This is a genomic window from Microcoleus sp. B9-D4 (genome assembly GCF_036705105.1).
GTDB lineage: Bacteria > Cyanobacteriota > Cyanobacteriia > Cyanobacteriales > Microcoleaceae > Microcoleus.
In genome coordinates, this window is record NZ_JAUBTS010000051.1 from 1 (window position 1) to 25312 (window position 25312).

The 25312-nt window shown below is 45.9% G+C and carries 23 protein-coding genes; 10 read left to right on the top strand and 13 right to left on the bottom strand.

The features are described from left to right. Positions 1-135: 135 nt before the first annotated feature. Together surE and QUB24_RS24475 are read left to right on the top strand one after the other, a co-directional pair. On the top strand, positions 136-942 hold the full coding sequence (surE, locus tag QUB24_RS24470; RefSeq protein ID WP_333156123.1) for a 5'/3'-nucleotidase SurE: 807 nt from the start codon (positions 136-138) through the stop codon (positions 940-942). Positions 943-1069: 127 nt separating this feature from the next. Then, a complete protein-coding gene (locus tag QUB24_RS24475; RefSeq protein ID WP_333070462.1) occupies positions 1070-1468 on the top strand; it encodes a hypothetical protein in 399 nt (132 codons plus the stop codon). A gap of 1034 nt (positions 1469-2502) precedes the next feature. Here the strand turns inward: QUB24_RS24475 and QUB24_RS24480 are convergent. Then, the gene (locus QUB24_RS24480; RefSeq protein WP_333156124.1) at positions 2503-3720 is read right to left on the bottom strand and encodes an LL-diaminopimelate aminotransferase; all 1218 of its coding nucleotides are present in this window, start codon (positions 3718-3720) and stop codon (positions 2503-2505) included. Positions 3721-3944: 224 nt separating this feature from the next. After that, a complete protein-coding gene (locus QUB24_RS24485) occupies positions 3945-4271 on the bottom strand; it encodes a thioredoxin domain-containing protein (RefSeq protein ID WP_333156125.1) in 327 nt (108 codons plus the stop codon). A 144-nt stretch (positions 4272-4415) separates the two neighbouring features. Here QUB24_RS24485 and QUB24_RS24490 point away from each other — a divergent pair, with 144 nt between their 5' ends. Beyond that, positions 4416-5168 (top strand): biotin/lipoate A/B protein ligase family protein, encoded by a 753-nt coding sequence (locus QUB24_RS24490; RefSeq protein ID WP_333156126.1) that lies wholly within the window; start codon positions 4416-4418, stop codon positions 5166-5168. A gap of 268 nt (positions 5169-5436) precedes the next feature. On the opposite strand, the gene QUB24_RS24495 is transcribed toward QUB24_RS24490, so the two are convergent. The 3 genes from QUB24_RS24495 to QUB24_RS24505 all read right to left on the bottom strand — a co-directional run bounded on the left by QUB24_RS24495 (position 5437) and on the right by QUB24_RS24505 (position 9488). Further along, the gene (locus tag QUB24_RS24495) at positions 5437-6222 is read right to left on the bottom strand and encodes a DUF928 domain-containing protein (protein ID WP_333156127.1); all 786 of its coding nucleotides are present in this window, start codon (positions 6220-6222) and stop codon (positions 5437-5439) included. 38 nt (positions 6223-6260) lie between these two features. Then, positions 6261-8210 carry an adenylate/guanylate cyclase domain-containing protein gene (locus QUB24_RS24500; RefSeq protein WP_333156128.1) on the bottom strand — a complete coding sequence of 650 codons (1950 nt, stop codon included), beginning with the start codon at positions 8208-8210 and terminating at the stop codon, positions 6261-6263. Between the two features lie 81 nt (positions 8211-8291). Then, positions 8292-9488: a site-2 protease family protein gene (locus QUB24_RS24505; RefSeq protein WP_333156129.1), complete on the bottom strand. Its 1197-nt coding sequence runs from the start codon at positions 9486-9488 to the stop codon at positions 8292-8294. A 162-nt stretch (positions 9489-9650) separates the two neighbouring features. On the opposite strand from QUB24_RS24505, the gene QUB24_RS24510 reads away from it, so the two are divergent. Further along, positions 9651-10832 carry a transposase gene (locus QUB24_RS24510; protein ID WP_333156130.1) on the top strand — a complete coding sequence of 394 codons (1182 nt, stop codon included), beginning with the start codon at positions 9651-9653 and terminating at the stop codon, positions 10830-10832. A 42-nt stretch (positions 10833-10874) separates the two neighbouring features. Here QUB24_RS24510 and psaK read toward each other — a convergent pair whose 3' ends face one another. Beyond that, positions 10875-11159: a photosystem I reaction center subunit PsaK gene (psaK, locus tag QUB24_RS24515; protein WP_333070476.1), complete on the bottom strand. Its 285-nt coding sequence runs from the start codon at positions 11157-11159 to the stop codon at positions 10875-10877. 133 nt (positions 11160-11292) lie between these two features. On the opposite strand from psaK, the gene QUB24_RS24520 reads away from it, so the two are divergent. After that, positions 11293-11940, top strand: a complete 648-nt coding sequence (locus tag QUB24_RS24520) for a phosphoribosylanthranilate isomerase (RefSeq protein WP_333156131.1) — start codon at positions 11293-11295, stop codon at positions 11938-11940. A gap of 372 nt (positions 11941-12312) precedes the next feature. Here the strand turns inward: QUB24_RS24520 and QUB24_RS24525 are convergent, their stop codons facing one another. Further along, positions 12313-12627, bottom strand: a complete 315-nt coding sequence (locus QUB24_RS24525; RefSeq protein ID WP_333156132.1) for an acylphosphatase — start codon at positions 12625-12627, stop codon at positions 12313-12315. 59 nt (positions 12628-12686) lie between these two features. On the opposite strand from QUB24_RS24525, the gene QUB24_RS24530 reads away from it, so the two are divergent. Continuing rightward, a complete protein-coding gene (locus QUB24_RS24530; RefSeq protein WP_333156133.1) occupies positions 12687-13238 on the top strand; it encodes a CPBP family glutamic-type intramembrane protease in 552 nt (183 codons plus the stop codon). A gap of 45 nt (positions 13239-13283) precedes the next feature. Next, positions 13284-14615, top strand: coding sequence for a HEAT repeat domain-containing protein (locus tag QUB24_RS24535; protein ID WP_333156134.1), 1332 nt, complete (start codon positions 13284-13286; stop codon positions 14613-14615). 179 nt (positions 14616-14794) lie between these two features. On the opposite strand, the gene QUB24_RS24540 is transcribed toward QUB24_RS24535, so the two are convergent. Beyond that, entirely contained in the window at positions 14795-16861 is a 2067-nt protein-coding gene (locus tag QUB24_RS24540) for a BamA/TamA family outer membrane protein (protein WP_333156135.1), read from the bottom strand. 166 nt (positions 16862-17027) lie between these two features. After that, complete coding sequence (locus QUB24_RS24545) at positions 17028-17228, bottom strand: hypothetical protein (protein WP_006634481.1); 201 nt, start codon at positions 17226-17228, stop codon at positions 17028-17030. Between the two features lie 158 nt (positions 17229-17386). On the opposite strand from QUB24_RS24545, the gene QUB24_RS24550 reads away from it, so the two are divergent. Next, the gene (locus tag QUB24_RS24550) at positions 17387-18217 is read left to right on the top strand and encodes an alpha/beta hydrolase (protein WP_333156136.1); all 831 of its coding nucleotides are present in this window, start codon (positions 17387-17389) and stop codon (positions 18215-18217) included. A 129-nt stretch (positions 18218-18346) separates the two neighbouring features. After that, on the top strand, positions 18347-19828 hold the full coding sequence (locus QUB24_RS24555; RefSeq protein ID WP_333156138.1) for an ATP-binding protein: 1482 nt from the start codon (positions 18347-18349) through the stop codon (positions 19826-19828). Between the two features lie 347 nt (positions 19829-20175). Here QUB24_RS24555 and QUB24_RS24560 read toward each other — a convergent pair whose 3' ends face one another. The 4 genes from QUB24_RS24560 to QUB24_RS24575 all read right to left on the bottom strand — a co-directional run bounded on the left by QUB24_RS24560 (position 20176) and on the right by QUB24_RS24575 (position 24775). Then, positions 20176-20529: a slr1659 superfamily regulator gene (locus QUB24_RS24560; RefSeq protein ID WP_333156140.1), complete on the bottom strand. Its 354-nt coding sequence runs from the start codon at positions 20527-20529 to the stop codon at positions 20176-20178. A gap of 66 nt (positions 20530-20595) precedes the next feature. Continuing rightward, entirely contained in the window at positions 20596-21204 is a 609-nt protein-coding gene (locus tag QUB24_RS24565) for a DUF6272 family protein (protein WP_333156142.1), read from the bottom strand. 31 nt (positions 21205-21235) lie between these two features. After that, on the bottom strand, positions 21236-22471 hold the full coding sequence (locus tag QUB24_RS24570; RefSeq protein ID WP_333156144.1) for an adenylate/guanylate cyclase domain-containing protein: 1236 nt from the start codon (positions 22469-22471) through the stop codon (positions 21236-21238). A gap of 159 nt (positions 22472-22630) precedes the next feature. Continuing rightward, the gene (locus QUB24_RS24575) at positions 22631-24775 is read right to left on the bottom strand and encodes a SpoIIE family protein phosphatase (protein ID WP_333156145.1); all 2145 of its coding nucleotides are present in this window, start codon (positions 24773-24775) and stop codon (positions 22631-22633) included. Positions 24776-24952: 177 nt separating this feature from the next. Here QUB24_RS24575 and QUB24_RS24580 point away from each other — a divergent pair, with 177 nt between their 5' ends. Further along, positions 24953-25312, top strand: a complete 360-nt coding sequence (locus tag QUB24_RS24580; RefSeq protein WP_333156146.1) for a VOC family protein — start codon at positions 24953-24955, stop codon at positions 25310-25312.

Consider the following 25312-nt stretch of genomic DNA (forward strand, 5'->3'; position numbering starts at 1 on the left):
TCCTCCTGCCTCCTGCCTCCTGCCTCCTGCCTTAAAACTCCAATTTCTAGCTTAACTGCAAAAGTGAGATGCTCCCAGAGCGATCGCCCTAGTTGAATCTAGTTTAAGATTGCTATAAGGCCTATAAAAATTTCAATGAAACTTTTAATTAGCAACGACGACGGCATCTTTGCACAAGGCATCCGTAGCCTCGCCAACGCTCTCGCCGCCGCAGGCCACGAGGTGAGCGTAGTTTGTCCCGATAGAGAGCGCTCCGCTACCGGCCACGGCCTTACCCTGCACCAACCCATCCGCGCCGAAATTGTCGAATCTATTTTTGAGCCCGCAGTCCAAGCTTGGGCCTGTTCGGGTACTCCCGCCGACTGCGTAAAACTTGCTTTGTGGGCTTTACTTGACAAACCGCCGGATTTTGTCCTTTCCGGTATCAATCACGGGCCCAATTTAGGCACGGATATCATCTGTTCGGGTACGGTTTCGGCAGCAATGGAAGGAATTATGGAAGGCATTCCCAGCATTGCTTTCAGCCTCGCGAGCTTTACTTCGCAGGAATTTGGGCCGGCGGTGGATTTCGCTGTCAGCTTGCTGGCACAGTTGGAAAAACAGCCAATGGCGAAACCGATGCTGTTGAATGTCAACATACCAGCAGTCACATCAGCAGAAATTACCGGAGTTGCGATCGCCCGTCAAGGCATTCGCCGCTATTTCGACATATTTCAAAAGCGTACCGATCCGCGCGGCAAAACTTATTATTGGCTGGCTGGGGAATTGTTAGAAGATGTAGAAGAAATCGCCGATTCGGCGGTGCCGCATGATATTCCTACAGACGTACAAGCTATTCGCGACAACAGAATAACCGTAACTCCTTTGCAATATAATCTCACCTGTGCTCCCGACTTGCACTCGCTGCGGGATTGGCAATTTGAAGGTTTTCCCAAGCAGTGAGCTCCGATCGACCCGATCGGAGCGGTAAACTAGGAATTAAGGAAAAGTGCCTCTCAAGGTCTATACCTTTGGCGTTAACACAGGCTCCCAATTACTTGTTAGTTTTTTTTACTCAAGAAAAACAGTTATGAACGCTCCCACCTATAACACTCATTCTGTCACTTGCCCGATCTGCAACCGTTCCAGCGTCGTAGGCCCAGTCGGGATGGTCAGTGGACTATTCACTTGTCCCCACTGCCATTCTCATATGGTAATTAGCTGGAGCGGTCATTTTGTGCGCGATCCTTTTAGTCTCAAACAACTGACGGTAGGAAAGATGCTCAGGCGCGAGAGCAGACCCTTAGCTCGCCTTCAGCGGGACTTTGGACTGGGTAAGCCTTTTCCGCTGATTGCTATTTTGGGCAGTGTGGTCTTTTTCGGGTGTGCGCTCGCGGCTACGGAACAATCGCTACCCCGACAGAATTCACTTCAAGGATTTTTAGAGTGGGTGAGCGGAACTGGTAATTCCCAAGATGTCTCACGTTAACATTTCTTAAAAGAAATTGTGACAGATACTGCGTGCAAATATCTATTCCTTTAGGTAGAAATCACACTATTTTAGCCATTGCATCCATCTTAAGCTACGGGTAAGCGCTTAGACGCCGTGCCCTTCTTCCTGTGCCCAAAAACGTCAAAACCCCAGTCCGGCAGGGGTTAAAACCCCTGCCTCAAAGCTCAAGTCGGGTGGGCTTAAGTCTCACGAGGGTGTTTCGGGTTAAGTTGACCGAAAAACGAGACGCAAGCCCCTGGCTTCAGACACGGGGATAAGTCGGCTGCGGTTTCAACCGCCTTCAATTCTTGGTATAATTCAAGCAGCAAGTAAGAATAACCATCTGCGTATTGAAACAACAAGCGTGCGGTGAAATCCCGGCAACGGACATATCCGACTTGATTCGGAATAGTTAAAGGGCAAACAAAAGGCAGATTGTTGAGCGTACCTATCTGGCATTAGTGGTGGACTCCGAAAACACAAAAGCTAAAAGTATACGCAAAGTTTAGATTTATCTAAGCTGAGTGGGTAGAGGCGCTTTGATGCAAGCCTTTGAAAGTTCAAATACGAACTCTTCAAGAATCCCCGTCCCTTTAGGGCTGGGGAGTGTCAAACGTAGAGCACTTTTCACGTAAGTAGGTACGAGCTGTAGGGACACGGAACTGACCTGTCCTAGCCCTTGTAGGGAAAGCGCCGTGCCCGTAGGTGTCAACTTAACGTGCAACCGATAGTCCGACAGGGGTTGAAACCCCTGCCTCAAAGCTAAAGTCGTCTGAAGACGACTAAGGAATGAGAATTAAATAACTTCCACAAGTTTGTGGGATGGGCGTCCCGCCCGTCCCACAATAACAATTAAAATTGTAAGTTATTTAATTCGCGATCCTAATGAGTTTTTGAGTCCTCTTTGAGAGGGCTTTAGCTATAAGCTCTGTGGAAGATCATTCCCTGGCGAAGAGTGCCGGGTGAGCGGGAGGACTGGCGGACTAAAAGCTTAAGTTGACACGCCTACGGCGCTCGCCGTAGGCGTGTACTCAATTTAGAAACTCAGCAATTTTTCTAACTGCTGCTTCCAAAATTGCTGGCGACTCGACTAAGGCAAATCGCACGTAGCCTTCTCCTGATTTTCCGAAACCGGCACCGGGGGAAGCTGCGACTCCTGTACTCTGTACTAGCTGAGTGCAAAATTTCACGGAATCTTGGGCCCAAGGTTCCGGCAGTTTCGCCCAGACGTACATGGTGGCGGGGGGTACGGGTACTTGCCAGCCGATGCCCTGTAGCGCGTTTACAAAGGCATCCCGCCGTTTTCTGAAGGTTTCTACGCTGGTTCTGACGGTATCTTGAGGGCCGGTTAATGCGGCGATCGCTCCGTTCAAAATCCCTCGGTATTGGTTGAAGTCCACTGCGGCTTTTACCTGTCGCAGCGCTGCAATTAGTTCGGAATTGCCGATCGCATATCCGACTCGAAAACCTCCCATACTGTAGGATTTGGATAATGTAAAAAACTCGATCGCCACACTCTTATCTCGATCCGCCTGAAAAATGGACGGCGCCATCACTTTTCGATTTTCTTCCTCGTTACCAGGCTCTGCCTCTGTGAGAGAATTGCGATCGTCAAACACCAAATCCACATAAGGGAAATCGTGCACCAAAACCAGCCGATGTTCCCGACAAAAAGCCACAGCTTTCTCAAAAAAAGCAACCGGGGCGATCGCAGTTGTAGGATTGTGAGGATAGCTCAAAACCATCATCTTCGACTGAGCCAGCACTGCTGCCGGAATATCTTCAAATATCGGCAAAAACGCATTTTCTGCTAATATCGGCATCGGATAAATTTGACCGCCAGCCAAATGCACACCGCCCGCGTGGGAAGGATAGCCCGGATCGAGTAGCAATGCAAAATCTCCCGGGTTGAGTACAGCTAAAGGCATATGCGCCGTGCCTTCTTGGGAACCAATTAACGGCAGCACTTCTGTTTCTGGATTGACTGCTATCCCAAATTTTTGCTCGTACCAAATAGCTGCTGCTTCCCGAAAATCTCTTGTGCCGTTAAATAGCAAATAGCCGTGGGTGCTGGTGTCGGACAGAGAATGTGCGATCGCATCTGTAATGTGAGCCGCCGCTGGCAAATCTGAAGAACCCAGAGACAAGTCAATCACATTTTGCCCCGCTGCTCTAGCTTGAGCTTTTGCCCGATCCATATCGGCAAATACATTAAATTTCAGTGGTTCTAAACGTTTAGCAAATTGCATATTTTTGGGAACTTTAATGAATCTTTTTATAGTGGGTTAATTATTATTGATTTTTTTTAGATGGCATTTTTATTGGCTTTGGATTTTTTTTACTAACCGCAGAGAGCGCAGAGGGCGCAGAGTCAGAGAGGAATATTGAGGATAAAAGAGATATCTTAAAAAAATATTTGCGATTGCTATAATTGTAATTTGGGAGTTGGAAACTCCCGAATCATTTCCCAACTTTATAAGTGACCGTCTAGCAAACCGATTAAAGTTTGTTTAGTAATGGCTCCCTCGTGAGAAAGCACTACTTCGGCATTTTTAAACAGCCTGAGAGCTGGGACTCCTTCTACTTTATACTGCTTGACAGTATTAGGATTGGGGTCAATTTCCATTTTAACCACTTTCAGCCGATCGCTGTAGTTGGCCGCCACCCAGTCTACCGAAGGCGCGATCAGTTTGCAAGGCCCGCACCAAGTAGCCCAAAAATAGGCAAGCACTGGTTGCTCTGCTTTCAGGACTTCTGTTTCAAATTTTTCGTCGTTAATGACAATTACACTGTTGCTCATGGTTCTGCGATTATTTTTTCTATTTATTTCTAAAGCACCGGCGGGGGTGAAATTTGCACCAACTTAGAAGACAGGCCCAAAAAACTGTTACTAATTTTAAAACATTCTGCGAATTATTGAGTAGAAACTAAGGACTCGCGACTGATGGCTCATTCTGTATGGCGTTTAATTCCACTGTTGTCGGCGTCTGGTAGCGTGCAGATGGCGATCGACCAATGGCTACTGGAACAGCATCTAGCGGGGAAAAATCCGCCAACTCTGCGATTTTACACTTGGCAACCGACGGCGATTTCCTTGGGCTACCACCAGCGCCGATGGCCGGAGTTTTGGCAGCAGTTGTCTTGGCGGGGAATGCCTGTGGATTTGGTGAGGAGGCCCAGCGGCGGGCGGGCCGTGCTGCATCAAGGGGATTTAACTTATGCAGTTGTGGCGTCGGGATTTGGAAGCAGCCGTATGAAAGCTTATCAGACTATTTGCGAGTTTTTGATTGAGGGTTGGAGGGCGATGGGTTTGGATTTGCACTATGGGGAAGCTGGAAGGGGTTATATTCACAATCCGAATTGTTTTGGTACTGCGACGGGTGCGGATTTAGTTACCGCTGATGGCTGCAAGTTAATTGGTAGCGCTCAATTACGCAGGGGTGATGCTATTTTGCAGCACGGTTCTATGCGTTTGCAGCCGGATGTTAAATTATTTTCTCAAGTGTTTGGGGAGCAATTAATTCCTGTGCAATTACCTCTATCTGAAGGGGGAGATGATTTGATTGCCACTGTAATTGATGTTTTGAGTGGGGCGGCTTGTGGCTGTTTTGGGATGGAGTTGGAGGTGCAGCCCCTTTCGGATCGGGAATGGCAGGATATTTTGGAATTAACAAGTAATAAGCTGTTTCACATTTAACCTCCATATTTGGGGGCGGGGTTTACTGCCACCTTTTCGGAACAGCCAAGATGGCCGTTCCACAAGAGATTTTTGGGATAATTATTGTGGGGTATACCGCCTTTTGGGAACAGCCAAGATGGCCGTTCCACAAGAAAAATTATTTGTTGTGGAACGACCATCTTGGCTGTTACTGATACAAGTTAAAAACTTGTACACTTCTTTTTATTAAAAGTCTTCTAGCCCGTTGCTATAACGCCAAAAAAGTTAAATTTAAATGCAGTATAGCTTATGGCTGTGGCTGAGTTTGAACGATCGGCTCTTTGGCAACTTCGCCCAATTTCACAGAATCCAGCAAGCTTTCCCAATCAGCCTTGAACGTTGTATCATTAGGCTGATCGCGACGAGCGGCAGCTAGGGTGCTGAGGGCATCTTGCCAAATCCCATTTTCAGCATAAATAACGGTTTTCTGGCGCGGATCTGCCTCATCTAATTGACGGCGGATATCTGCACTGAGTTCAACTCGCCGTACAGTACCGCTTTCGATCTGATCTGCCGATCGGTCTTGAGAGTCGCAAATCACTGTAAAATTCCAAGTGTAACTTTTGCCTACTTCCAAGGGCGGCACATTTTGGTTAGCGGGGATACTAACGCCGATTACCCCTGATAAATTGCTAATTGTGAGCTCCTGTTTATAAATCTCCTTGCCGCTTTGATCTTGTAGGATAAATTCGGCTGATTCGGCCTCTGTTTGAGGCAAGTAGAAAAAGAACGTTGGATAGTCGGAAACAGTCCGTCCCATCTTATTTGTAGGCACTAAGGCTGTGAGACCTAGCTGACTAATGCTCGCGCAGCCACCGCGCACAGGGCGTGCCGGTTGAGTGGGCGGCCGCTCATCTATATCTTCAGTAGGCTGAATGAAGCGCGGCCCTCCCGGTATAGGGTTTGGTGGCCGATCAGGTGTGTTTATGCTGGGCTGTCCCACAACTGCCAATTGAGAAATGTTAAGTGTGGCTATCAATACTATTGAGCCAACTGATATCAGATCGATCAGAAACTTAGTAATTGTTTTCACATTAACTCCATGAATTTGTAGGGAGAGATTCTCTCTTTTTATTTCTTTTTCCTTCCCAAAATCCGGTAGACATTAACTTTTTGTTCCCTACCTCTTAAAGGCAAAGCTCCCCAAGATTCTACCTCAAATTTGTCGGCCAAATGCAGAAAGGTTTCTTCTGCAATCAATATCCGGCAAGTGTCCTCGTGCCGCTCCTTTTCGCAGCTTTCTAGGCGAGAGGCAATATTTACGCTGTCGCCGATCACTCCATATTCTAAACGGGTTGTGCCTCCCAGACTACCCACCATAACAGGCCCTGTAAAGATGCCTACTCGCATTTTTACGGCCGGTAAACCGCGATCGAGCCAATTTTGATTCATTTCTGGCAAGCGCGAACTTATAGCTAAAGCGGAAGATACGGCAAGGCGAGCATCTTCTGCAATTTCTTCTGGTGTGGTGCGGGGAATGGGTACGCCAAATACTGCCAGCATTCCATCTCCGGTAAATTTATTAATCACGCCTTGATGTGCTTGGACTTCTTGGGCCATTGCTGATAAATACTCATTTAACCAACTCATTACCACTTCTGGTGGTAGTTTTTCGGAGATTGTACTAAAACCCTGCACGTCGGTGAGGACGATCGTAGCAGTAACTTTTTGACCTGGCAATAACCCTGATTCGAGCAGATGGACGCGCTCTTTCCACAAGGCATTTGCGATCGCCGGTGAAGTTTGTTGTCCTAATAATTTCATCACAATCCCTTGCTGTTGCCTCGACTGCTCGTATTTATAGGTAACTGCGACTCCTGCGGTGATTAAAAGGGCTAGGGCTGGAGCAATTAGAGGTATCCACCCCTGTTGCATGAAGAGGAAAAAGGTGAATCCGAATAATGAGCCGCAAGCTACGATCGCACTTCCCATCAAATTCAGCGATTTTTCTAGCCGCCAAGCTAAACAGCCGCCCACGGCACTCCACACACCGATCCAGAGAATTTCTTGCCCTTCGTCCCAATACCAAAATAGCCCTTGGCCGTCTAAAACTGCACTGAGAATTTGGCTGGTGGCAGTTGCATGAATTAATACCCCAGGCGTCGGGATATTACCGTTTTTAGTAGCGCTGTAAGGGGTAGAAAAAATATCTTTTACAGTTGGGGCTGTCACCCCGATTAAGACTATTTTACCTTTTACCAATTTGGGGTCAACTTTGCCCTCCAAAACTTGAGTTATGGTCACGGTTTCTGCTATCTTTTTAGGAGAGCGGTAATTGAGCAATATTTGATAGCCTTGGGCAGGAATGTTTTGATAACCTCCTGAGTTTGAGCGCAACTTTGAAAATACTGTTTTATCTACTAAAAATTCATTGTTTTCTGTAGCTTTAGATTCTATTTTTTTGCTATCAAAATATGCAAAAGCTAGCCTGGAGGGAAATGAATAAAACGTGTTTTTACCATCGCCAATAGACATCACATTACGACGCACTATACCATCTGGATCGAGATACAAATCGTTAAATCCTACCCGCTGGTCGGGTATGTTGGGAGGTGCCTGCACTCGATCGTACTTTAAGGAGCCGATGAAGGTAATGGGAAATACTTTGGGGTTTTTCAGTTGAGTTGCTAATTCTGCAGTCCCCGGTTCGTAGGGAATATCACGAATTATATCGAGACCAATAGCTGTGGGTTCCAAACGCGCTATTTCGGCGATCGCTTTTGCTAAAACGCGATCGGAAATTGGCCATCTGTTTAAAGCACTAATGTCCCGATCCGTGACTTCAACTATCAGCAACCTGGGGTCAGGGCCCCGATCTTGCCGCAACTGCACCATGAGGTCGTAAGCATTTAATTCTAGTGGCTGCAACCCGCCTAAATGCCGCACTCCCAATAGAGTTCCGGTCACGACAATCCAGATAATAGCAAGAGGCTGCCAGTCAGGGAAGGGGAAGAAATAAGTTAAGTGTTTTCCACGTCCATCTGCCAATTTCTGATAAATTCTATTAAAGAATTTGGGCATAAAATTTTTTGTTTTAACCCTCATTGACAAAGTTTGCTACATCTTAACTTATCGCTGATGCCCCTTACCGATGCCCAATTTTTAGTTTTCTTGTGCGGTTTTCGCGATCGCACTTAACTGCAATCCCTGCGGATAGCTGTTTTCTTCTTTGCTGCGCTTGATGTCGGCCATTGAAATCTGGGGTTTGAGGTATGTTGCCAAAACTTTAACCACGTCGCCCCGATCGATCGTCCCCGCTACTGAACCAATCGGCGAGAGGACGATGATTCGGGGGAGTTGACGGGCTTCCATGCTGTTAATTACTTCGGCGAGGGATGCTTTTTCGGAGACTGTGGGGGTTTTTCCCAGGGGTTTCAAAATGTTGTGCAAAGTCTGAACTTGCCATTGACTGCGTTCTGTGAAGCGAATATCGTCGATCGACACTAAGCCCAAATCCCGGCCGTTGGTCGCAGCAATGTAAAATGGAAACGGATTGACTTCTAACAAATATCGATCGGCAAATTCTCGCAGAGTCAAATCTGCATCTACAACTCTAAAATCGCGGCTCATCGCATCGCTGGCTTTAATTTTAACCAAGGCTTCTTGCAGCGAAGTAACTTGGCTATAAGCAGTGGCATTGCGAATGCCAAACCAGCCAATCAGTGCAATCCACAAGCCGCCGTACTCCCGCGCTAAAAAGCATAAACTCAGACCCAAAGCAACAGCCAGCCAACCTAAAACTTGTCCTGTTTTTGCCGCCCAGCGAACGCCTGCAAATCGAGAGCCGGTGATTTTCCAAATTGCTGCTTTTAAAACTTGTCCTCCATCCAAAGGCAGACCGGGAATTAAGTTAAATAATCCCAAAACGAGATTGATTAGTGCTACCCTTTCAGTGACAATTGCTAGCAAACTTTTCGGGGGAAGAACTTGAGAACCCAAACCGAGGATTAAAAACAACGCAAAGCTGACTAGAGGGCCGGCAATGGCTACTTGAAAAGCTTGACCGGGAGTTTTTGATTCCGAGTCGATCGAAGCTACTCCGCCAAATAAGAATAAGGTAATAGAATTAACTTTAATGCCTTGCGATATCGCCGCCAAGCTGTGTCCGAGTTCGTGCAAGAGCACGGAAGCAAACAGTAGCAGAGCTATTGCTAACCCCGCACTCCAGGAGAGCGCAGGCCCCCACAGGCGGTAACTGCTGGCGTATTCGCGGGTTGCTAAGGCTAAAATTATAAACCACGAATAATCTATAACTAGGGGGATGCCAAATAAAGAGCCGATTCGCCAACCTGTCTGCATGAATTTTCCTGGGAAAGGAGAGCAAGAAAGAGTTTCTATTATATCTTTTCTACCCCTTGCCTTTGCCTTTCCCCTGATTTTTACCAAAAAATTGGGTTTAAAGCCCCGTCCTTTTAGGACGGCTTTGTGCTAGTATTTTAACGTAGCGACTTTCCACGTAAAATGTTTGCTTTAGAGTTCAAGGCTAAAGGAAAACCAAATCAGTACGCAGCAATAGACGAGGCAATCAGGACTGCTCAGTTCGTTCGGAACAAGTGCATCCGTTTCTGGATGGATAACCGAGGCGTAGGGCAAAAAGAACTGTACCGTCACAGCACCGTACTCAGAGAAGAGTTTTCCTTTGTCAAAACCTTGAATTCTAGCGCTTGCCAAGCTTCAGTCGAAAGAGCTTATTCTGCAATTGCTCGGTTCTACGATAATTGCAAAAAAGCTGTTCCCGGAAAGAAAGGCTATCCGCAATTTAAGAAAAACTGCCGCTCAGTTGAATATAAAGTTAGTGGCTGGAAACTTTCAGAAACCAGGAAGCAAATCACTTTCACCGACAAGAAAGGAATTGGCAAGCTTAAGCTTAAAGGAACGTGGGATCTAAACTTCTACCAACTCGATCAGATAAAACGGGTACGTTTGATCCGCCGTGCTGACGGCTACTACGTTCAGTTCCAGATCGGTGCTCAAAACAAAGTAGACACAGCTCCAACAGGCAAAACGATTGGCTTAGATGTTGGACTTAAAGAGTTTTATACCGACTCTGACGGTTACAGCGAACTCAGTCCCAAGTTTTATCGAGAGAGTGAAAAACGGTTGAAGTTTAAGCAGCGGCTCGTTTCTCGTAAAAAGAAAGGCTCTGCCAACCGCAAGAAAGCTATTAATCGACTAGGAAGAGTACACCTCAAAATAAGTAGGCAACGCGAAGAACACGCCAAGAGAGTGGCGCGTTGCGTAATCCAATCTAACGATTTGGTAGCCTACGAAGACTTGAGGATTAAAAACTTAGTTAAAAATCACTGTCTCGCCAAATCGATTAATGATGCTGGTTGGTATCAGTTCAGGAAGTGGTTAGAGTATTTTGGAGTGAAGTTTAACAGGGTAACGGTTGCCGTCAACCCTGCCTACACATCACAAAAATGTTCTAACTGCGGTGCAATCGTCAAAAAATCCCTATCAGTAAGAACCCATGTTTGTGAATGTGGGTTCGTTATGGATAGGGATTTGAATGCTGCGATTAATATCCTGAAAAGGGCATTGAGTACGGTAGGTCATACCGGAACTTGGATCTTAGATCCGAACGCTTTGGGAGATTCGACCTCTACTTTGGCTGGAGAAATCCTGTCGCAAGCAAGTTGAGTCTGCGAACAAAGAATCCTCTCGCCTTTAGGCAGAGGAGTGTCAAAGAACTCCGGCGTTACCCAAGCCCAAGATTACTCCGGCTCCCAGCAAGTGGCCGAAGCTGGCTGTTGCCAGCAATTCTGGTACGCCGAAGCCTTTGAACATTCCAGGGAGTGCAACGGGTAAAGCTGGGCCCTTGCCTCGGTTTTGCTTGGAGATGCCGTAGTAGCCGATCGTGATCGCCAGCAAATTGCATAAAATCATTGTCAGTCCTACCAGTGGCGACCACTCCGGTGTTGAGGGTGCGGTAGATTGTACGGCTAACAACAAAGATGAATTAATCATGTTCTTATCTCCTGATTTCACAGATATATTGAGTTCCCAGATTATAAAAAGCGTTTTGCATTAAACTAAGATTTGTTTTAATAGTTAACAATTCGTTTATATTTTGATACAAATTCGGAAGGGAGGAGTCGGATTGCGGGTTAAAATTTGCGGAATCACTAAATTAGACCAAGGAATTGCGATCGCCCGCTTGGGAGCCCAGGCTTTGGGGTTTATCTGTGTGCCTGCTTCCCCCCGCTATGTCAGCCCAGAAACAATTCGCCTGATTGTCGAGCAGTTGCCGGAAAATGTCGATCGCATCGGCGTTTTTGCAAATACCACAATAGAAAATATCTGTCAAGTAGCGGCAGAGTCAAATTTAAGCGGGGTGCAGTTGCATGGAGATGAAACAGCGGAATATTGCGATCGACTGCGCGAGTTTTTGCCGGAAATTGAAATTATCAAAGCCCTGAGAGTTAAGACTCCTGAAACTTTAGCCACCGCTGCTGTTTATGCTGTTCGTGTCGATACTTTACTGCTGGATGCTTACCATCCAGGGCAATTGGGCGGTACTGGTAAAACGATCGACTGGATGATGTTATCAGAGTTTAGACCGCAGTGTCCTTGGCTGCTGGCGGGCGGTTTAACACCCGATAATATTTTAAATGCAATTGATAGTGCGATCGGCAATAACTTCAGCGGTGTTGACCTTTCTAGCGGCGTAGAAATTGCGCCTGGAGATAAAGATTTGACCAAAGTTGCTCAGTTGTTTGCTAATTTAAGTCAACTTGCTAATCATTGATAAATTAGCAATAAGCTAATCCGCATTTAAATTGCATAGTAAAATAAATTTTTCCTCTTGTGGGGAGTAGGGGTTGGGCCGGAAAGCCCGCCCTCAACATACAAATTAAATGCAGAACAGCTTAGCAAATTCGCGCTTTTTATCCGATTCATTCTTTAGTCAGCGTGAGCGCAGCCTGCCTTATGCAAGGCAGACATCGTTTCTACAGTAGCGGTTTCAACCGCAGTTTATGCCGTTTAGGATCGCGAATTAAATAACTTACAATTTTAATTGTTATTGTGGGATGGGCGTCCCGCCCGTCCAAAAAGGACGGGCGGGACGCCCATCCCACTTTCAAGAGTGGAAGTTATTTAATTCTCATTCCTTATTCTTTTATCGGCGGATCTCAAAAGTACGCGCGGGGGAGCTATCTTGAAGGGAATCGCCCTCCGGGTCTTCGTATTCCAAAACCAACTCACTAACCGTAGCACCGGTGGGGCCGCGGCGGCACCAACTAATCATTCCTTCCACAGCTTTTTTGGAGCCTTCAAAGACAGCCTCGACGCGCCCATCGGGGAGATTTCTCACCCAGCCGCTGAGGCCGAAATACTTTGCTTGATTCCTCGTTGAATATCGGAATCCTACTCCTTGAACTAATCCCGAAACAAAAACGCGGACTCTGACGGGCGGCAATGATTGGTTTTGCATAATAAACGGCTCAACTTACTGCTAACATCTGTTTGAAAATTTTAAGGATCAGTTTGATTATGTTAAATTTTAGCGCGATGACGCTGCCGGGATTCCTGATACGCCGCGTCACCCTAGCTTTTTCAACTATTCCCGATTTCACTGATTGGCTGGTTGCAGCTATGCTCGCGCTGGTTTACACTTTGATCGCTCTTTCCGTCGGTTTTTGGTCGGGATTTCTAAAAGTAGACGTGCAAACCTCTCGGCGTACAATTGTGGGAGTGCTTCTTGGCTGTTTGTTAAGTCCGGGCATCACCGAGGAATTATTGTTCCGGGTGTTAATGCTGCCGCACCCGTTTGAGAAGGCTTCTGGGTTAATGCTGTGGTATTGGGGATGCGCGAGTTTGGCGGTTTTTATAGTTTACCACCCGCTGAACGCGCTGACTTTTTACCCGGTTGGTCGATCGACCTTTATGAATCCAGTATTTTTGCTACTGGCAGCAATTTTGGGAGTTGCGTGCTCCCTCGCATACCTGCAAAGCGGTTCTATCTGGCCTGCGGTGGCGGTTCACTGGCTAGCAGTGACAGCCTGGCTGTTGCTACTGGGCGGTTACAGGAGGCTGTATGGTTAAATGTAAAAAGTCCAGCATCACTATTTTGTCGGGAGGATCTCAGTTGTGGGTATCATAGGAGCGATCGTAGGTTTTTTGGCAGGGATAGCAGTTGCTTACTGGTTAGTAGAAAAGCGCTTAAACAAGCAAAAACAAGAATACTTGCAGCAAACTCGCAGAATTACTGAGGAAATAGAATTAGCTCAGATGTCTCGGGTGCAACAAGCTGTCGAATCTCAGAAAGGAGAACGGGAAAATCAGCTTAGAAAAGCTACTATCGAACACGAAAATTTACTCAGACAAGTTACTACCCAATACGAAAACCAGCTCAAACAAGTTGCGGCTCAATATGAAAATCAGCTCCAACAAGTTTTGGCAGAACGCGACAGTCAGCTCCAACAAGTTCATGCAGAACGCGACAGTCAGCTCCAACAAGTTGTCAGCGCACACGAGCCTGAGCTGCGGAGAAAAATCAGCGAGGAATTAGAAGCCGCTAACAATGCTAGGATGCAGCAAAATATCCAATCTTTGCAAGCAGAACACGAACATCATTTACTTAGAGTTGCTGACGAATTGCATTTAAATTATCAAGCTCAGATGGAGCAACATTTGCAAAACCTGCAAAATGAACACGAAATTCGCTTGAGGCAAACTGCCGAGGAATATGAGAACCGCGAGGTTGAGATGCAGTTAAATATGGAGGCTTTGCAAGAGCAATACGAGAGTCAGTTGCAAGCGGCTCACGAGCAGTTGAGAGACCACGAAGCTCAGATGCAAGCTACTATCAGGTCTTTGCAAGAGCAGTACGAGAGTAATGTACAACAACAAGAAGTCCCCGATCAGCAGTTTAGTCAGTTAAATTCAACAGAATTTCCCGAAGGTTTCTCACAAGAAGAAGTTTGGCAGGAACTGTCAACTGAGTTAAATCAAACAGAAGTTGAAGAGTTAAATTACACAGATTTTTCCGAACCACAATCAATTGATTTACATCAACCCGAAGTCGAACAACAGCTTCCTATTGCCAGACAAGCACCAAGCTATTCCCTGCCACAGTTGATGGGATGTGTTCAAAGTCAGGACAAAGAAACCCGCAAGTTTGCAGCGTCTGCTTTAGGTAAAATGGCTGCTGCTAATGCTCTGAGATCCGAAGGTCAGCGAGCAATAGAAACCTTGGGAAAATTAGCTCAAGATATTCACCCGGAGGTGCGCGAAGCTGCTGTGGAAGCACTAGCAATGATTAAGTCGGAAAAAGTGATTCCGCTGCTACAAAAAGCTTTGCGAGATATAGATAGCGGTGTGGCTAAATCGGCAAGTGCGGCGCTCAATAAGTTTAAGTTTTATCCGCGAACTCCGGCGGCTAAGCCGAAAACTGTTGATCTGAAGAAACCAAAGCGTTAAGCATTTATATCAATTCCGGTTGCACCGTCCGTGATTGTTGACTGTTGACTGTTGACTGTTGACTGTAGAAGGAGGGGTGGAAAAACTGAATGGTTGAGTGTTAACTGTTGACTCGATTTTACAGCATATTCCAGAATATGCTGTAACTTGTGACTAATGACTACTGACTGATGACTAATTTAAAATCGCTGCTTTGTACCGAGTATAAATTTGAGGTCGCCGGAGTCGCTAACAGCCATATCTAAGCGAATTAATCCAAAGGACGATCGCACCCTCACACCCACCCCAACACCCGCCCCAGTCCCCGGTTTGTCCCTGACTACCGCCGGTTTCCCCAACACGCTATCTCCCGTTCCCAAATCCGACGCAAAATCAACAAATATCACGCCGCCAACATCCTGACCCACAGGAAACCGATATTCCCCGGAAGCTAAAAAATAACTCCGCCCACTGCCAATATCCCCGCTATCGTAGCCCCGCACGGAATTGCGGCCGCCGAGGCGAAAAGCTTCCGTTGGTGGCAAATCCCCGATTACCGTGCCCGCTTGCAAGTTAAAAGCCAGCATTTCGGGCAAGGCTTCGGACTCGCTAATGCCCAACAAAGTTACGGGTACATAATGTATATAATTCGCCAACAGTCTGTTACTCACAATGTTACCTCGACCCAGAGGTATCGACTGCTCGGTGCTGAGGCCCAGAATCGATCCTCTGGTGGGGTTAAAGGGATTGTCCCGCCGATCGAGCATCGCACCCAAAGAAACAGTGTATAACTCGTCAACGCCGCTGCCACTGAATGTGAGAGGATTGCCGAGTTCGTCGCGGCGGGCAATATTTAAGTTGCGATCGCGCGTACTGATGTTTGTATAATTCAGTCCCAAAGTCGATTGCCAATCGCCCAAAGGTCTGGTAAACCTGAGATTTCCCCCCATCCGAATTTCCCGAACTCGGTTCCCGTTGGGCAAATCAATATCTTTGTTGAAAATTTCCGATATTCTGCGATCGCCAAAAGCTCTCACACTGTATCCCAAACGGTCTTTGGCGGCAACGTAAGGGCTGACAAACTGGACATCGTACTGGATACCTCGGAGGCTGGGCTCAAGTTCCACCGCCAGCCACTGTGGGGTTGTTCCGAAAGTTCGATCGGTATAGGAAAGAGGAACAGCAACGCCAACATCATCACTAAGACTGGCACTCACGCTAAAAGAGCGAGCCGATCGCTCTTGAACGTTGTAGATTACATTAACATCCGTGCCAACTTCTTCGATCGAAACCGTAACCTTGTCAAACAATCCCAACTGCTGCAACTGCTGCAAATCCGATCGTACAACTTCCCGGCTGTAGTTATCCCCCGCCTTGAGTTTGAGCTCACCTCGGATAAAATCTTCCGAAATTCTGCCCTCAATTCGATTCCCTTTTCTATCAACAGCTTCGCCTCTGGAATTGACAAAGCGAATTTTCACCTCTGTAACGTAAACACCTTCAGCATTGCCCGCTTGACTGATTTGTAGAGTACCACCTAGCTGTCGGGCGTTGCTGTTTACTGCTTCGGGCATTTCGGCGTTGGCTGCGATCGTCGCCGGAGTTTTTAACAGAGATGTAAAATCTTTATTGTGGCTGGACTTGAGTGATATCAATTCCGGTTGCACCGGAATGATTGTTGACTGTTGACTGGTGACTGTTGACTGTGGACTTGGGGTGGAAAAACTCAATGGTTGAGTGTTAACTGTTGACTCAATTTTATTATTGTGATGCAACTCGAAAGGATATGAGGGCGATTCCCTAGGGGATAGCTGCGCCGCGCGTACTTCTGGAGAAGTTGGGATCTCATCGGATGCCGGCAAACCCCGCACAGTTGGGTTCACCTCATCCGATTGGTGACTATTTAAGACTGGAACCGATAACAAATGTCGCTTGTCATCTAGTCTAGATCCCCCTAAATCCCCCTTAACAAGGGGGACTTTGAGCATATTTCTTGTCCCCCCCTTACTAGGGGCGGTGCCCCCGTGCCCGCCCTTGGTTAGGGGGGATCTAGACTTCGCTACAAACAAGAGAGACGGTGGGTTTAACGTTAAGTTATCACCAATGACCTCATCCTCCTCCCTCTGCGCTCTCTGCGCCTCTGCGGTTCCCTCTCTAAACTCCGTCTCAGTCGGTGCGGCACTCGGATCTATCGCCCGCGCTGCCAATTCGCCGCCACCCAGCGCCGCCAAAGTCAAAAATGCAATAATCGAAATTCGCATAGACATTAAATTTAAAGCACACCCAACGCATATTACCCAAAACCGGGTTCCCTGCATAATTAGCCGAAAAGAAACCCGGTATTTTTGAGGCTACCGGGTTTCTGGGATGCTGAAATGTGGGAAAGTTCGATCGACCGCGGGCGATCGTAAATTGGGGAAACCGAAAATTTGTTTAAATAGCTTGTCGAGAAACACGTTTCTCAAAATGAGCCTGAGTCTGCTGCAACAGTTGTTCGCGACTATCCTTAGCGGTAGTAATGGTAGGGAGCAAGTTGCGAGCTTGTAACGTCATGTGAAGCTGTAGGTGTGCTACGTACTCACTGACATCTTCGCGAAGAGAGCAAGCCGGGTACTGTTTTAAAGTAGAGTTCAAAGTGTTCTCCTGCTTTGAGTTTGTAGAATTTTCTAATAATCATAGACAATATCATGGTCTATTTCTAACTGTGTACTCCGTAATGAAGTTTAACGTTTGGACTGCTTTTTTGTTACAATCCTTTACAAATATTTCTTACCTATCAGGAGTCGATCCCCATGCAGTCTCAAGCACTTGTAGGACAAAAGCACACATTAAGTACATTTGTCAATAGCACCACCCAAACAGCCACCTACCTCGACATCGGGTGCGGCAGACCCTTATTGATGTTGCACGGTTTCTTCGGAGAAAAGACTTGCTGGCTGCCATTAATTGAGTTATTGCAATCTCAGTTTCGGTGCATCAGTTTAGATATGTTAGGTTTTGGAGAATCCAGCAAACCAGAAATCCGCTACGACGTAGCTGTAGAAGTGGCTTTTGTGCGGCAAGTTGTAGAACAACTAAATATCGAACCCTGCTGCATCATCGGACATTCTTTTGGCGGTTGGGTAGCATCTGCATATTCCCTCAAATATCCTAATTCTGTCAGCAGTTTAGTGTTAGCAGCACCAGCCGGAATTCGGGACGACAGTTTTTGCGGTCAATACGATGCTTTGCGGCCGCTATTGTGGGAAACTCCAGTTGTTGATTGGGCCTTGCAGTTGGCAAAACCTTTTGCTAGTTTAGCGGGAAAAAGTGAGAAATTGCAGCAAATTTCCGGGTGGCGCAGGGAGTTAATGTCTCAACCAGTAGCAAGGTCATTTCTAATGAGTCGGATGCGGCCAGAAGATGCAGTTGATACAGTAGAAAAAGAAATTCACAAATTGCAAATTCCTACCTTAGTTATCGCAGCAGAGAGTGACGAAACAATTCCTCTATGGCACTGTGAAACCTACGCGGGCGAGATACCGGGGGCAGAGTTAGCAATTATTCCCAATGCCACTCACGGGTTGCCGCAAACTCAAGCTCCAATTATGGCGAAGTTGACTTGTGAATTTTTGAATAATTAAGAAAAACTGTGCAAGAAGCCGAATCATAAAAATTGTGATAAGCCACAAATGGAAAATAATTGTGTTTTAGTATACTACTTTATTAGGAAATACAGAATATATTGATTAGTGTATTGTACAATTTTTTTTATGGCTCTTAAATCTTGTGTCAGCAGGAGCTACAGACATTTAGTGGAGTCGGGGGTATTACCAATGGCAGCACTGAGCAACTACTTTAATCTGGAAGAAATTACGACAGCCAGAAAAATTAGTGCTGCGGTAATTAACATCAGCGGCCGCCAGCGAATGCTTTCCCAACGAACGGCTTTTTTTTGCATGAGGTTAGTTTGCTCGGAGAATGCGGCAGAAAGAGCAAAACTGCGGGTGAATTTGTTAGAGGCGATCGAGCTTATGGAAAAATCGCACCGCGACTTAATTAATACTAGCAGCAGCATCAACTTATTGAGTCCGCCTTCAGCCACCGTCAAGGCAATGTATTTTGAGCCGCCACTGTATTTAGACAAACAAGTGCGCGCATATATCGATCGAATAAAAGCCTTGGTGCAAGTTCCCGATGCCGAACTCAGGCTGGAAAACCCCCACCTGCTGTACATTGTGGAAGCAGCGGGCGGCGACTTGCTAGAAGCTTTCGATGCCGTGGTGAGTCAATACCAGCAAGAAAGCGAAATCGAACAATTTGAAATCGACCTCAAACAGGTTGAACTTTATCAAGAAAGTTGTGCTGCTACCTCGAAAGCGGAAGCTCAAGCGGCCCAGCTCGATCGCGCACTTTGCGAACTCAAACAAACTCAAGCTCAACTCCTCCACAGCGAAAAAATGTCTTCGCTGGGGGCGCTAATGGCTAGTATCGTCCACGAAATTAATAACCCAGTTAGTTTTATTTACGGCAACTTGAGCCATGCCGCAATTTATACTCAAGATTTGCTGAACCTGCTGCGTCTCTATCAAGAATGCTATCCCAATCCCTGTCCCGAAATCACAGCTAAAATCGAAGAGATAGATCTTGATTTTCTAGTTGAAGACTTGCCTAAAGTTATGTCTTCCATGCAAATGGGTTCCAATCGCATTCGCGAAATTGTCAAATCTATGGGCAACTTTTCGCGCACCGATAACAGTAACATGACCATGTGCGACTTGCACGACAGCATTGATAGCACCGTGTTAATTTTGCGAAACCGTCTCAATTCTCAAATAGACCGTCGCGATATTCAAGTAATTAAAAAATATGGAAAATTGCCTCCTGTAGAGTGTTATTCAGGACAGCTAAATCAAGTATTTATGAATCTAATTACCAACGCGATCGATGCTTTGGACGAGGCAGCACAAAATCAGCCCAATGCTGCGCTAAAAATTTTTATCAGCACAGAATTAGCAGGGCCCGATCGCGTGAGAGTGCGGATTGCTGACACGGGACCCGGAATGACACCACAGATAAAAGAACGAATGTTCGAGCAGTTTTTCACCACCAAGGAAATCGGTAAAGGTACCGGTTTAGGATTGTCTATTGTCTACAAAATCTTAGTAGAGAATCACCGAGGATCGCTTCGGTGCGAGTCGGAACCCTGCAAGGGAACCGAGTTTATCATGGAACTGCCGATCCAGCAAACTTAAGCAATTTACTAACATCCAAATTTATCTATTTTAACTATGTGTGGCACGGGCGTCCCGCCTGTGTTAACTATGTGTGGCACGGGCGTCCCGCCTGTGTTAACTGTGTGTGGCACGGGCGTCCCGCCTGTGTTAACTGTGTGTGGCACGGGCGTCCCGCCTGTGTTAACTATGTGTGGCACGGGCGTCCCGCCTGTGTTAACTATGTGTGGCACGGGCGTCCCCCCTGTGTTAACTGTGGCACGGACGTCCCGCCTGTGTTAACTGTGGCACGGGCGTCCCGCCTGTGTTAACTGTGTGTGGCACGGGCGTCCCGCCTGTGTTAACTGTAGTTAAAATTTACACATATCCTACGCTAATTCGAGCTTCAAAGTTGGCAACAGCTTTTCTAAATTTCTGAGAGATTTCTGTTGCCAAGGAATATCATTTGAACCCAATACCAAAAGTTGAATAGTTTTCTTTTTTCGGACGCTAATGACAAATTTAGACAGCATACTGATACCGGAACTGTTAACAAATTCCAATTGTTTTAGGTTCAAGGTAATAGTAGGCGGTTCGCCATTGGCGACCTCATCTAACAATTCGGCTATTGGTGCATACTCTGCTGGGCCGCTCAGGCTGAGTTCGCCTTTGAAAGTGACTGTGACTGATTCTCGATCGTATTGAATGCTGTAATCTTCACCTTTAATTTCTTGAATGCCCATTGTGATTTTGTTTCCTGACTAAAATATTGCGATCGCACAAGAGAGTAAATATTGAAATGCTAGAAACTAGACCCTAATTTGAACCACAGTCGTAACAATGATGGTATCACTATCTGGCCTGGGCTCGAATTTCCAACCTATCTTAGCTGAATAGTCATTAATCATCGTCAGCAATCCCAATCCAGAGGTATCACTTTCCGATTCCGCATTCTTTTCAAGCTGCTGCAAATAAAGTTCATTTGGATCGGAAGCCATAATTTCTTCAATAAACTCCTTCAACTTATTCGCCCCTTCTGAAGTGACACTATTACTGGCAAAAATTACCGCCGTCACCTCTGTTTCACCAATAAAGTGGATGCCAAATCTGACCTTGTAATTGGTATCATCGTTATTGAATTTTATCGCATTTTCTAACAGTTCGTTGGCTACGTAGCTCACTGCTCCCTTGCTTTGTTTGATCCGTTTCTCGCTGCTAGCATCCTCCTCATCCACAGGTAGAAAGCTAGACAAATAATCGGCTACAAAATGAGCTGAAAGCCTGTTGTTGCGCCAGCGCTGTTTGATCGGGCGAGAACTGGGAGTAAATGTAAGTTCTAGGGAGTCGTGTTCAGGAGGAAATTCTTCAATGAATTCTCCAAATATTTGTGTCATTGTTTTTAAGCTTCCAGATGTCATGATTTTTCTCTATCCAATTGATGTATTAAGGTCACTTCTTGGTGAATTTCCACACGCCATTCCAGTTAGCCGGAAGACTATTTTCTAACAGCGATTGGATGCGTTTTAGGTAAAGTTGACTGGGCTTGTCATCTGGATTTAGGGCTACTATCTGTTCAAAACAAACTATGGCCTTAGCAAAATTTCCCTGACAATATTCTTGGAGTCCCTCCTCAAATATAGGCAAAGTTTGAATTTTGAGCGATCGCACTGGTTCTACTTCAACATCTAACACCTCACAAACTGTAATGGCTTCTTGTCTACCTTTGACAATAGCCCGATCCAAAAAACGGATATGATACTTTTCGGGTTGACTCAAACGTTGTACCACATCTCCAGAAATTAATAAAGATACGCCATAATACTTAGTCAAACCTTCCAGACGAGCGGTGAGATTGACATGATCTGAGAGCGCATCTGCTTGCATCCGATTCGCATCTCCAATAATCCCAACCATCGTATCACCCACATGGATACCAATGCCAATCTTTAGCGGTATATCCCCATTTATTTTACGGCTTTGATTGTATTTTTGCAACTGTTCCAACTTCACAATTCCTGCCTGAATAGCATCATCAACGCCATCGGGAAAAACTGCCATGACTCCATCTCCAATATACTTGACAATAAAACCGTTGTGCTTCCGAATTTCTGGACTAACTTGCTGTAAATAGTTATTGATGAAGTCAAAGTTTTCTTGAGGAGTCATTTGCTCCGCCATCGTGGTGAACGAACGCATATCGGAAAACATAATTGCCATCTCTTTGCTCACGTGATCTCCAAGCTGGAAATCAACCATGCTTTGCTTGCCGAGAAATTGGAGAAATTCATCGGGAACAAAACGTCCGTAAGCCTGCAAAAGTTTCTCTAATTCTTGTTCCCGCGCTTTCACCGTTTGCACCATATGGGAAAATACCTGTGCCAGTTCTCCCAGTGCATCACTGCGCGCTGCCACATCTGACAATATCTGGGGTTGAAAGCTATTGTTTTTTACAGCAATAGCTGCATCTATAACCTTTTTTACCTGCTCGATGTAAGTCTGCATCTCTCGGTTTTTATGACGGATCTGGTTTTCCAGATCCGTGGAGTGTTCCGTGATAATTTCTACTAAGGTTTCATAGCTATTTTTTTCATCCTCTACTTCCTCAAGTTTTTCGCTCAACTCCCGTAGCTGGGTATGGAGTTCTTCTGGAGATTTAGATGATGCTAAATTTATTTGTGGTTTCATAATTTATACTTCCGAATCGGGAAGCGAAAAATTGTTTGACTCGCTCGCTGTAAAATATTAGAACTTACAGGCGCGGAACTCGAAATCCGGTTTATGCTTCGATGCTTGACCAGTAAATCCAAGACCCCTCGTCGTAGGAACCGCGTTGACGACCGTCACTCATAAATTATGCACAATATTTCCCTGTTGCTTCAATACTAGCAAAGTAATGTCATCAAATACCTTTTGTTCTCCAATAAATTTTCGCAAATCAGCGATGGTGGCTTCCTTGATTTGTTCGGCGCTCAAATGCCAGTTTTGAGAAACCACTTCACAGAGTCTTTCAATACCGTAGAATTTTTTGTGCATATTTCTAGCTTCGGGGATGCCGTCAGTATAAAGCACCACCCCGTCCCCCGGCTCTAAGTCTACTAAAACATGGCTTATCCAATCGGAAATATCCTCATCTAAGCCGATAGGAAATCCTAAATTTATGGTGTCTATCCGCTGGATTTTACCGCCTTTCCTGACCACAAGAGTTTCCTCATGTTGGCCGCTGATACTAATGGTGCGATTCGCATAGTTTAGCAAAGCTAGTGTCATATTTTTGTCGGAGTTCATGCGCTGGACATTTTTATAAATAGTGCGGTTGAGGGTATCTAAAAAACGCACCGGGTTGGATTCTTGCATTTCCTGAAGAGTGCGGACAGCAGCTTGAGTCATCACCATCAAAATGCCGCTTTCCAATCCGTGTCCGGTGACATCACCAATGCAAATCGTGACAACTCCGTTAGTACAAAGTACGTCGTAGTAATCACCACCTACTTCCGAGGCTGGCTCCATAAATCCGGCAATATCTAAATCTTCAAGGGCTGCAAGTTCAGCAGGTTTTGGCAGAATCAACTGCTGCATTTGTTTGAGCATATCGAGCTCAGAGCTCATGCGGAGGTTTTCCGCTTTCAGGCGCTGGTTGAGAGCAGCAATTTGTTTAGTGGCTGTAGCGAGTTCAGAGGTACGTTCTTTGACTTTATCTTCTAGGGTTTCAAAAGATTCTTGCTGTTGTCTCGCCATGCTGTTAAAGGAATTTCTTAAGGTTTCAATTTCCAAAATCAGACTGGAATCAACGTTCTGGTTAAGAGCACCACCTGCTAGATATTCTGAAGCTTGAGCAATTTGTTTCAGGGGGCGAGTAATCCAGCTAGCAGTGAGAATACCCGCTCCAACAGAGACAATGAGAGCCACAATACACAGCAAAATGGTCTGGCGAGTGTTAGTATAAATTTGCGCCATAAAGTCGGCTTCAGGAACTACTACTACACTCAGCCAATTGAGGCCGTACTTGTCAGTTAGCGGAGAAACTTGGATAAATTGCCGCTCACCGTTAAACTTAAAGTCAAGTTGAACAGTTTGATCGATGTCTTCCAAATGCTTGAAGCGTTCGAGCAGATAAATCACACTTTGACGCATCAATGGGTTGCTGCTTTCCTGTGCTTTGAGCCGCTTTGTATCTTTGCCTATTCCCACCGAAAGAGGCTGTTCTTTAACCGAAGTGGCTATTAACTCACCCTGGGGTTCAATGATAAATACTTGACCGGAATTACCCACCCTTAAGGTTTGCAGGAAGTGGCGAATTTGATCTAGTCCCATCTGGCAAGTCAGCACGCCAATTAGTTTCCCTTCGGCATCATAATAGGGTAGACTCGCATTAATTTGCAGCGTACCGTAGCCAAAATTAATATAAACTTTACTCCAAGCTGCCTGTTTCTTCTCAACAGCTACTCTGTAAAAAGGGCGCGTGCGAACGTCATAATTGGGCGTGTTTTTTTCGATTGTTGTCGGGTTTCCATTATCGTCAAGGTTGTAATATATCAAGTCGCCGCCCCCCGGAATCAGTTGCTGGGCAAGCTGAGGTTTTTCAAGTCCAACTAGCCGATTTACCCAACCCACACGCAGGTACTGACCTTTTTCGTTGGCAATTCCCGCGTGACCGATCGACTTAAATTGCAGAACTTGTTTCCAAAAATATGGTCTAGCTTGCTCCAAATCGTCAAAGTTCAACACCCCCAAAGGTACAGCATCCTGATTGATCTGATTCACCAGTGGCGGAGCTTCCAAATAGGTTTGAACACGTTCGTAAACTCTCGCACTCACTTCGTGCCGCAACTGACTAACAATATCGTTGACTATCTGCTCTCCGTTTCTGTAAGAGAGATAGCCAACGCAGCCAACAGCCGCCAAAATTTGGAGAACAAAGGGAACTACCAAGACATTGCGGAGACGGAATTTGCCCGATCTGGAGACGATCGCACTTTTTTGAGAAACCATTGTTAAAAACACTCCCAGCGGGCAGTTTTTTGTTACAAGACTTGATAATGGATATATTAAGAGCGACGGACAATGTTATCATATCAAAAACTGAACAAACATCAACCAATCTGCGTTCATCAGCGCTCATCAGCCTGCATCAGTGGTTAAAATAAAAAAAATAAATACCAAACAGAAATGCAAATTACTCAATCCCTCCACAGCGCCATACTCATCTCCAACCTGGAAAAATCCCAACACTTTTATAGCACCGTATTAGGACTGCCAAAAATAGATCGAGACTTAAAATTTCCTGGAATCTGGTATCAAATCGGCGACTTCCAGCTCCACCTAATTTTAGGTGCAACAATTATCCCAGATGCCGTAGACCATGCCAAATGGGGACGCAACCGACATCTAGCATTTTCTGTGGCCAACTTAGAGGCAGCCAAACAGCAGTTAATCGCTCACAATTGCCCGTTCCAAATGAGTGCGTCAGGTCGATCGGCATTATTTACCCAAGATCCCGACGGTAACATCATCGAACTCAGCGAGTAA

Bases quoted from the DNA above. Each gene is read 5' to 3' on its own strand.
- QUB24_RS24530 (WP_333156133.1), top strand. From the start codon at position 12,687: ATGTTAAATTTTAGCGCGATGACGCTGCCGGGATTCCTGATACGCCGC.
- QUB24_RS24580 (WP_333156146.1), top strand. From the start codon at position 24,953: ATGCAAATTACTCAATCCCTCCACAGCGCCATACTCATCTCCAACCTG.
- QUB24_RS24570 (WP_333156144.1), bottom strand. From the start codon at position 22,471: ATGAAACCACAAATAAATTTAGCATCATCTAAATCTCCAGAAGAACTC.
- QUB24_RS24500 (WP_333156128.1), bottom strand. From the start codon at position 8,210: ATGCCCAAATTCTTTAATAGAATTTATCAGAAATTGGCAGATGGACGT.
- QUB24_RS24485 (WP_333156125.1), bottom strand. From the start codon at position 4,271: ATGAGCAACAGTGTAATTGTCATTAACGACGAAAAATTTGAAACAGAA.
- QUB24_RS24555 (WP_333156138.1), top strand. From the start codon at position 18,347: ATGGCTCTTAAATCTTGTGTCAGCAGGAGCTACAGACATTTAGTGGAG.
- QUB24_RS24505 (WP_333156129.1), bottom strand. From the start codon at position 9,488: ATGCAGACAGGTTGGCGAATCGGCTCTTTATTTGGCATCCCCCTAGTT.
- QUB24_RS24565 (WP_333156142.1), bottom strand. From the start codon at position 21,204: ATGACATCTGGAAGCTTAAAAACAATGACACAAATATTTGGAGAATTC.
- QUB24_RS24480 (WP_333156124.1), bottom strand. From the start codon at position 3,720: ATGCAATTTGCTAAACGTTTAGAACCACTGAAATTTAATGTATTTGCC.
- QUB24_RS24490 (WP_333156126.1), top strand. From the start codon at position 4,416: ATGGCTCATTCTGTATGGCGTTTAATTCCACTGTTGTCGGCGTCTGGT.
- QUB24_RS24510 (WP_333156130.1), top strand. From the start codon at position 9,651: ATGTTTGCTTTAGAGTTCAAGGCTAAAGGAAAACCAAATCAGTACGCA.
- psaK (WP_333070476.1), bottom strand. From the start codon at position 11,159: ATGATTAATTCATCTTTGTTGTTAGCCGTACAATCTACCGCACCCTCA.
- QUB24_RS24560 (WP_333156140.1), bottom strand. From the start codon at position 20,529: ATGGGCATTCAAGAAATTAAAGGTGAAGATTACAGCATTCAATACGAT.
- QUB24_RS24540 (WP_333156135.1), bottom strand. From the start codon at position 16,861: ATGTCTATGCGAATTTCGATTATTGCATTTTTGACTTTGGCGGCGCTG.
- QUB24_RS24475 (WP_333070462.1), top strand. From the start codon at position 1,070: ATGAACGCTCCCACCTATAACACTCATTCTGTCACTTGCCCGATCTGC.
- QUB24_RS24575 (WP_333156145.1), bottom strand. From the start codon at position 24,775: ATGGTTTCTCAAAAAAGTGCGATCGTCTCCAGATCGGGCAAATTCCGT.
- surE (WP_333156123.1), top strand. From the start codon at position 136: ATGAAACTTTTAATTAGCAACGACGACGGCATCTTTGCACAAGGCATC.
- QUB24_RS24550 (WP_333156136.1), top strand. From the start codon at position 17,387: ATGCAGTCTCAAGCACTTGTAGGACAAAAGCACACATTAAGTACATTT.
- QUB24_RS24525 (WP_333156132.1), bottom strand. From the start codon at position 12,627: ATGCAAAACCAATCATTGCCGCCCGTCAGAGTCCGCGTTTTTGTTTCG.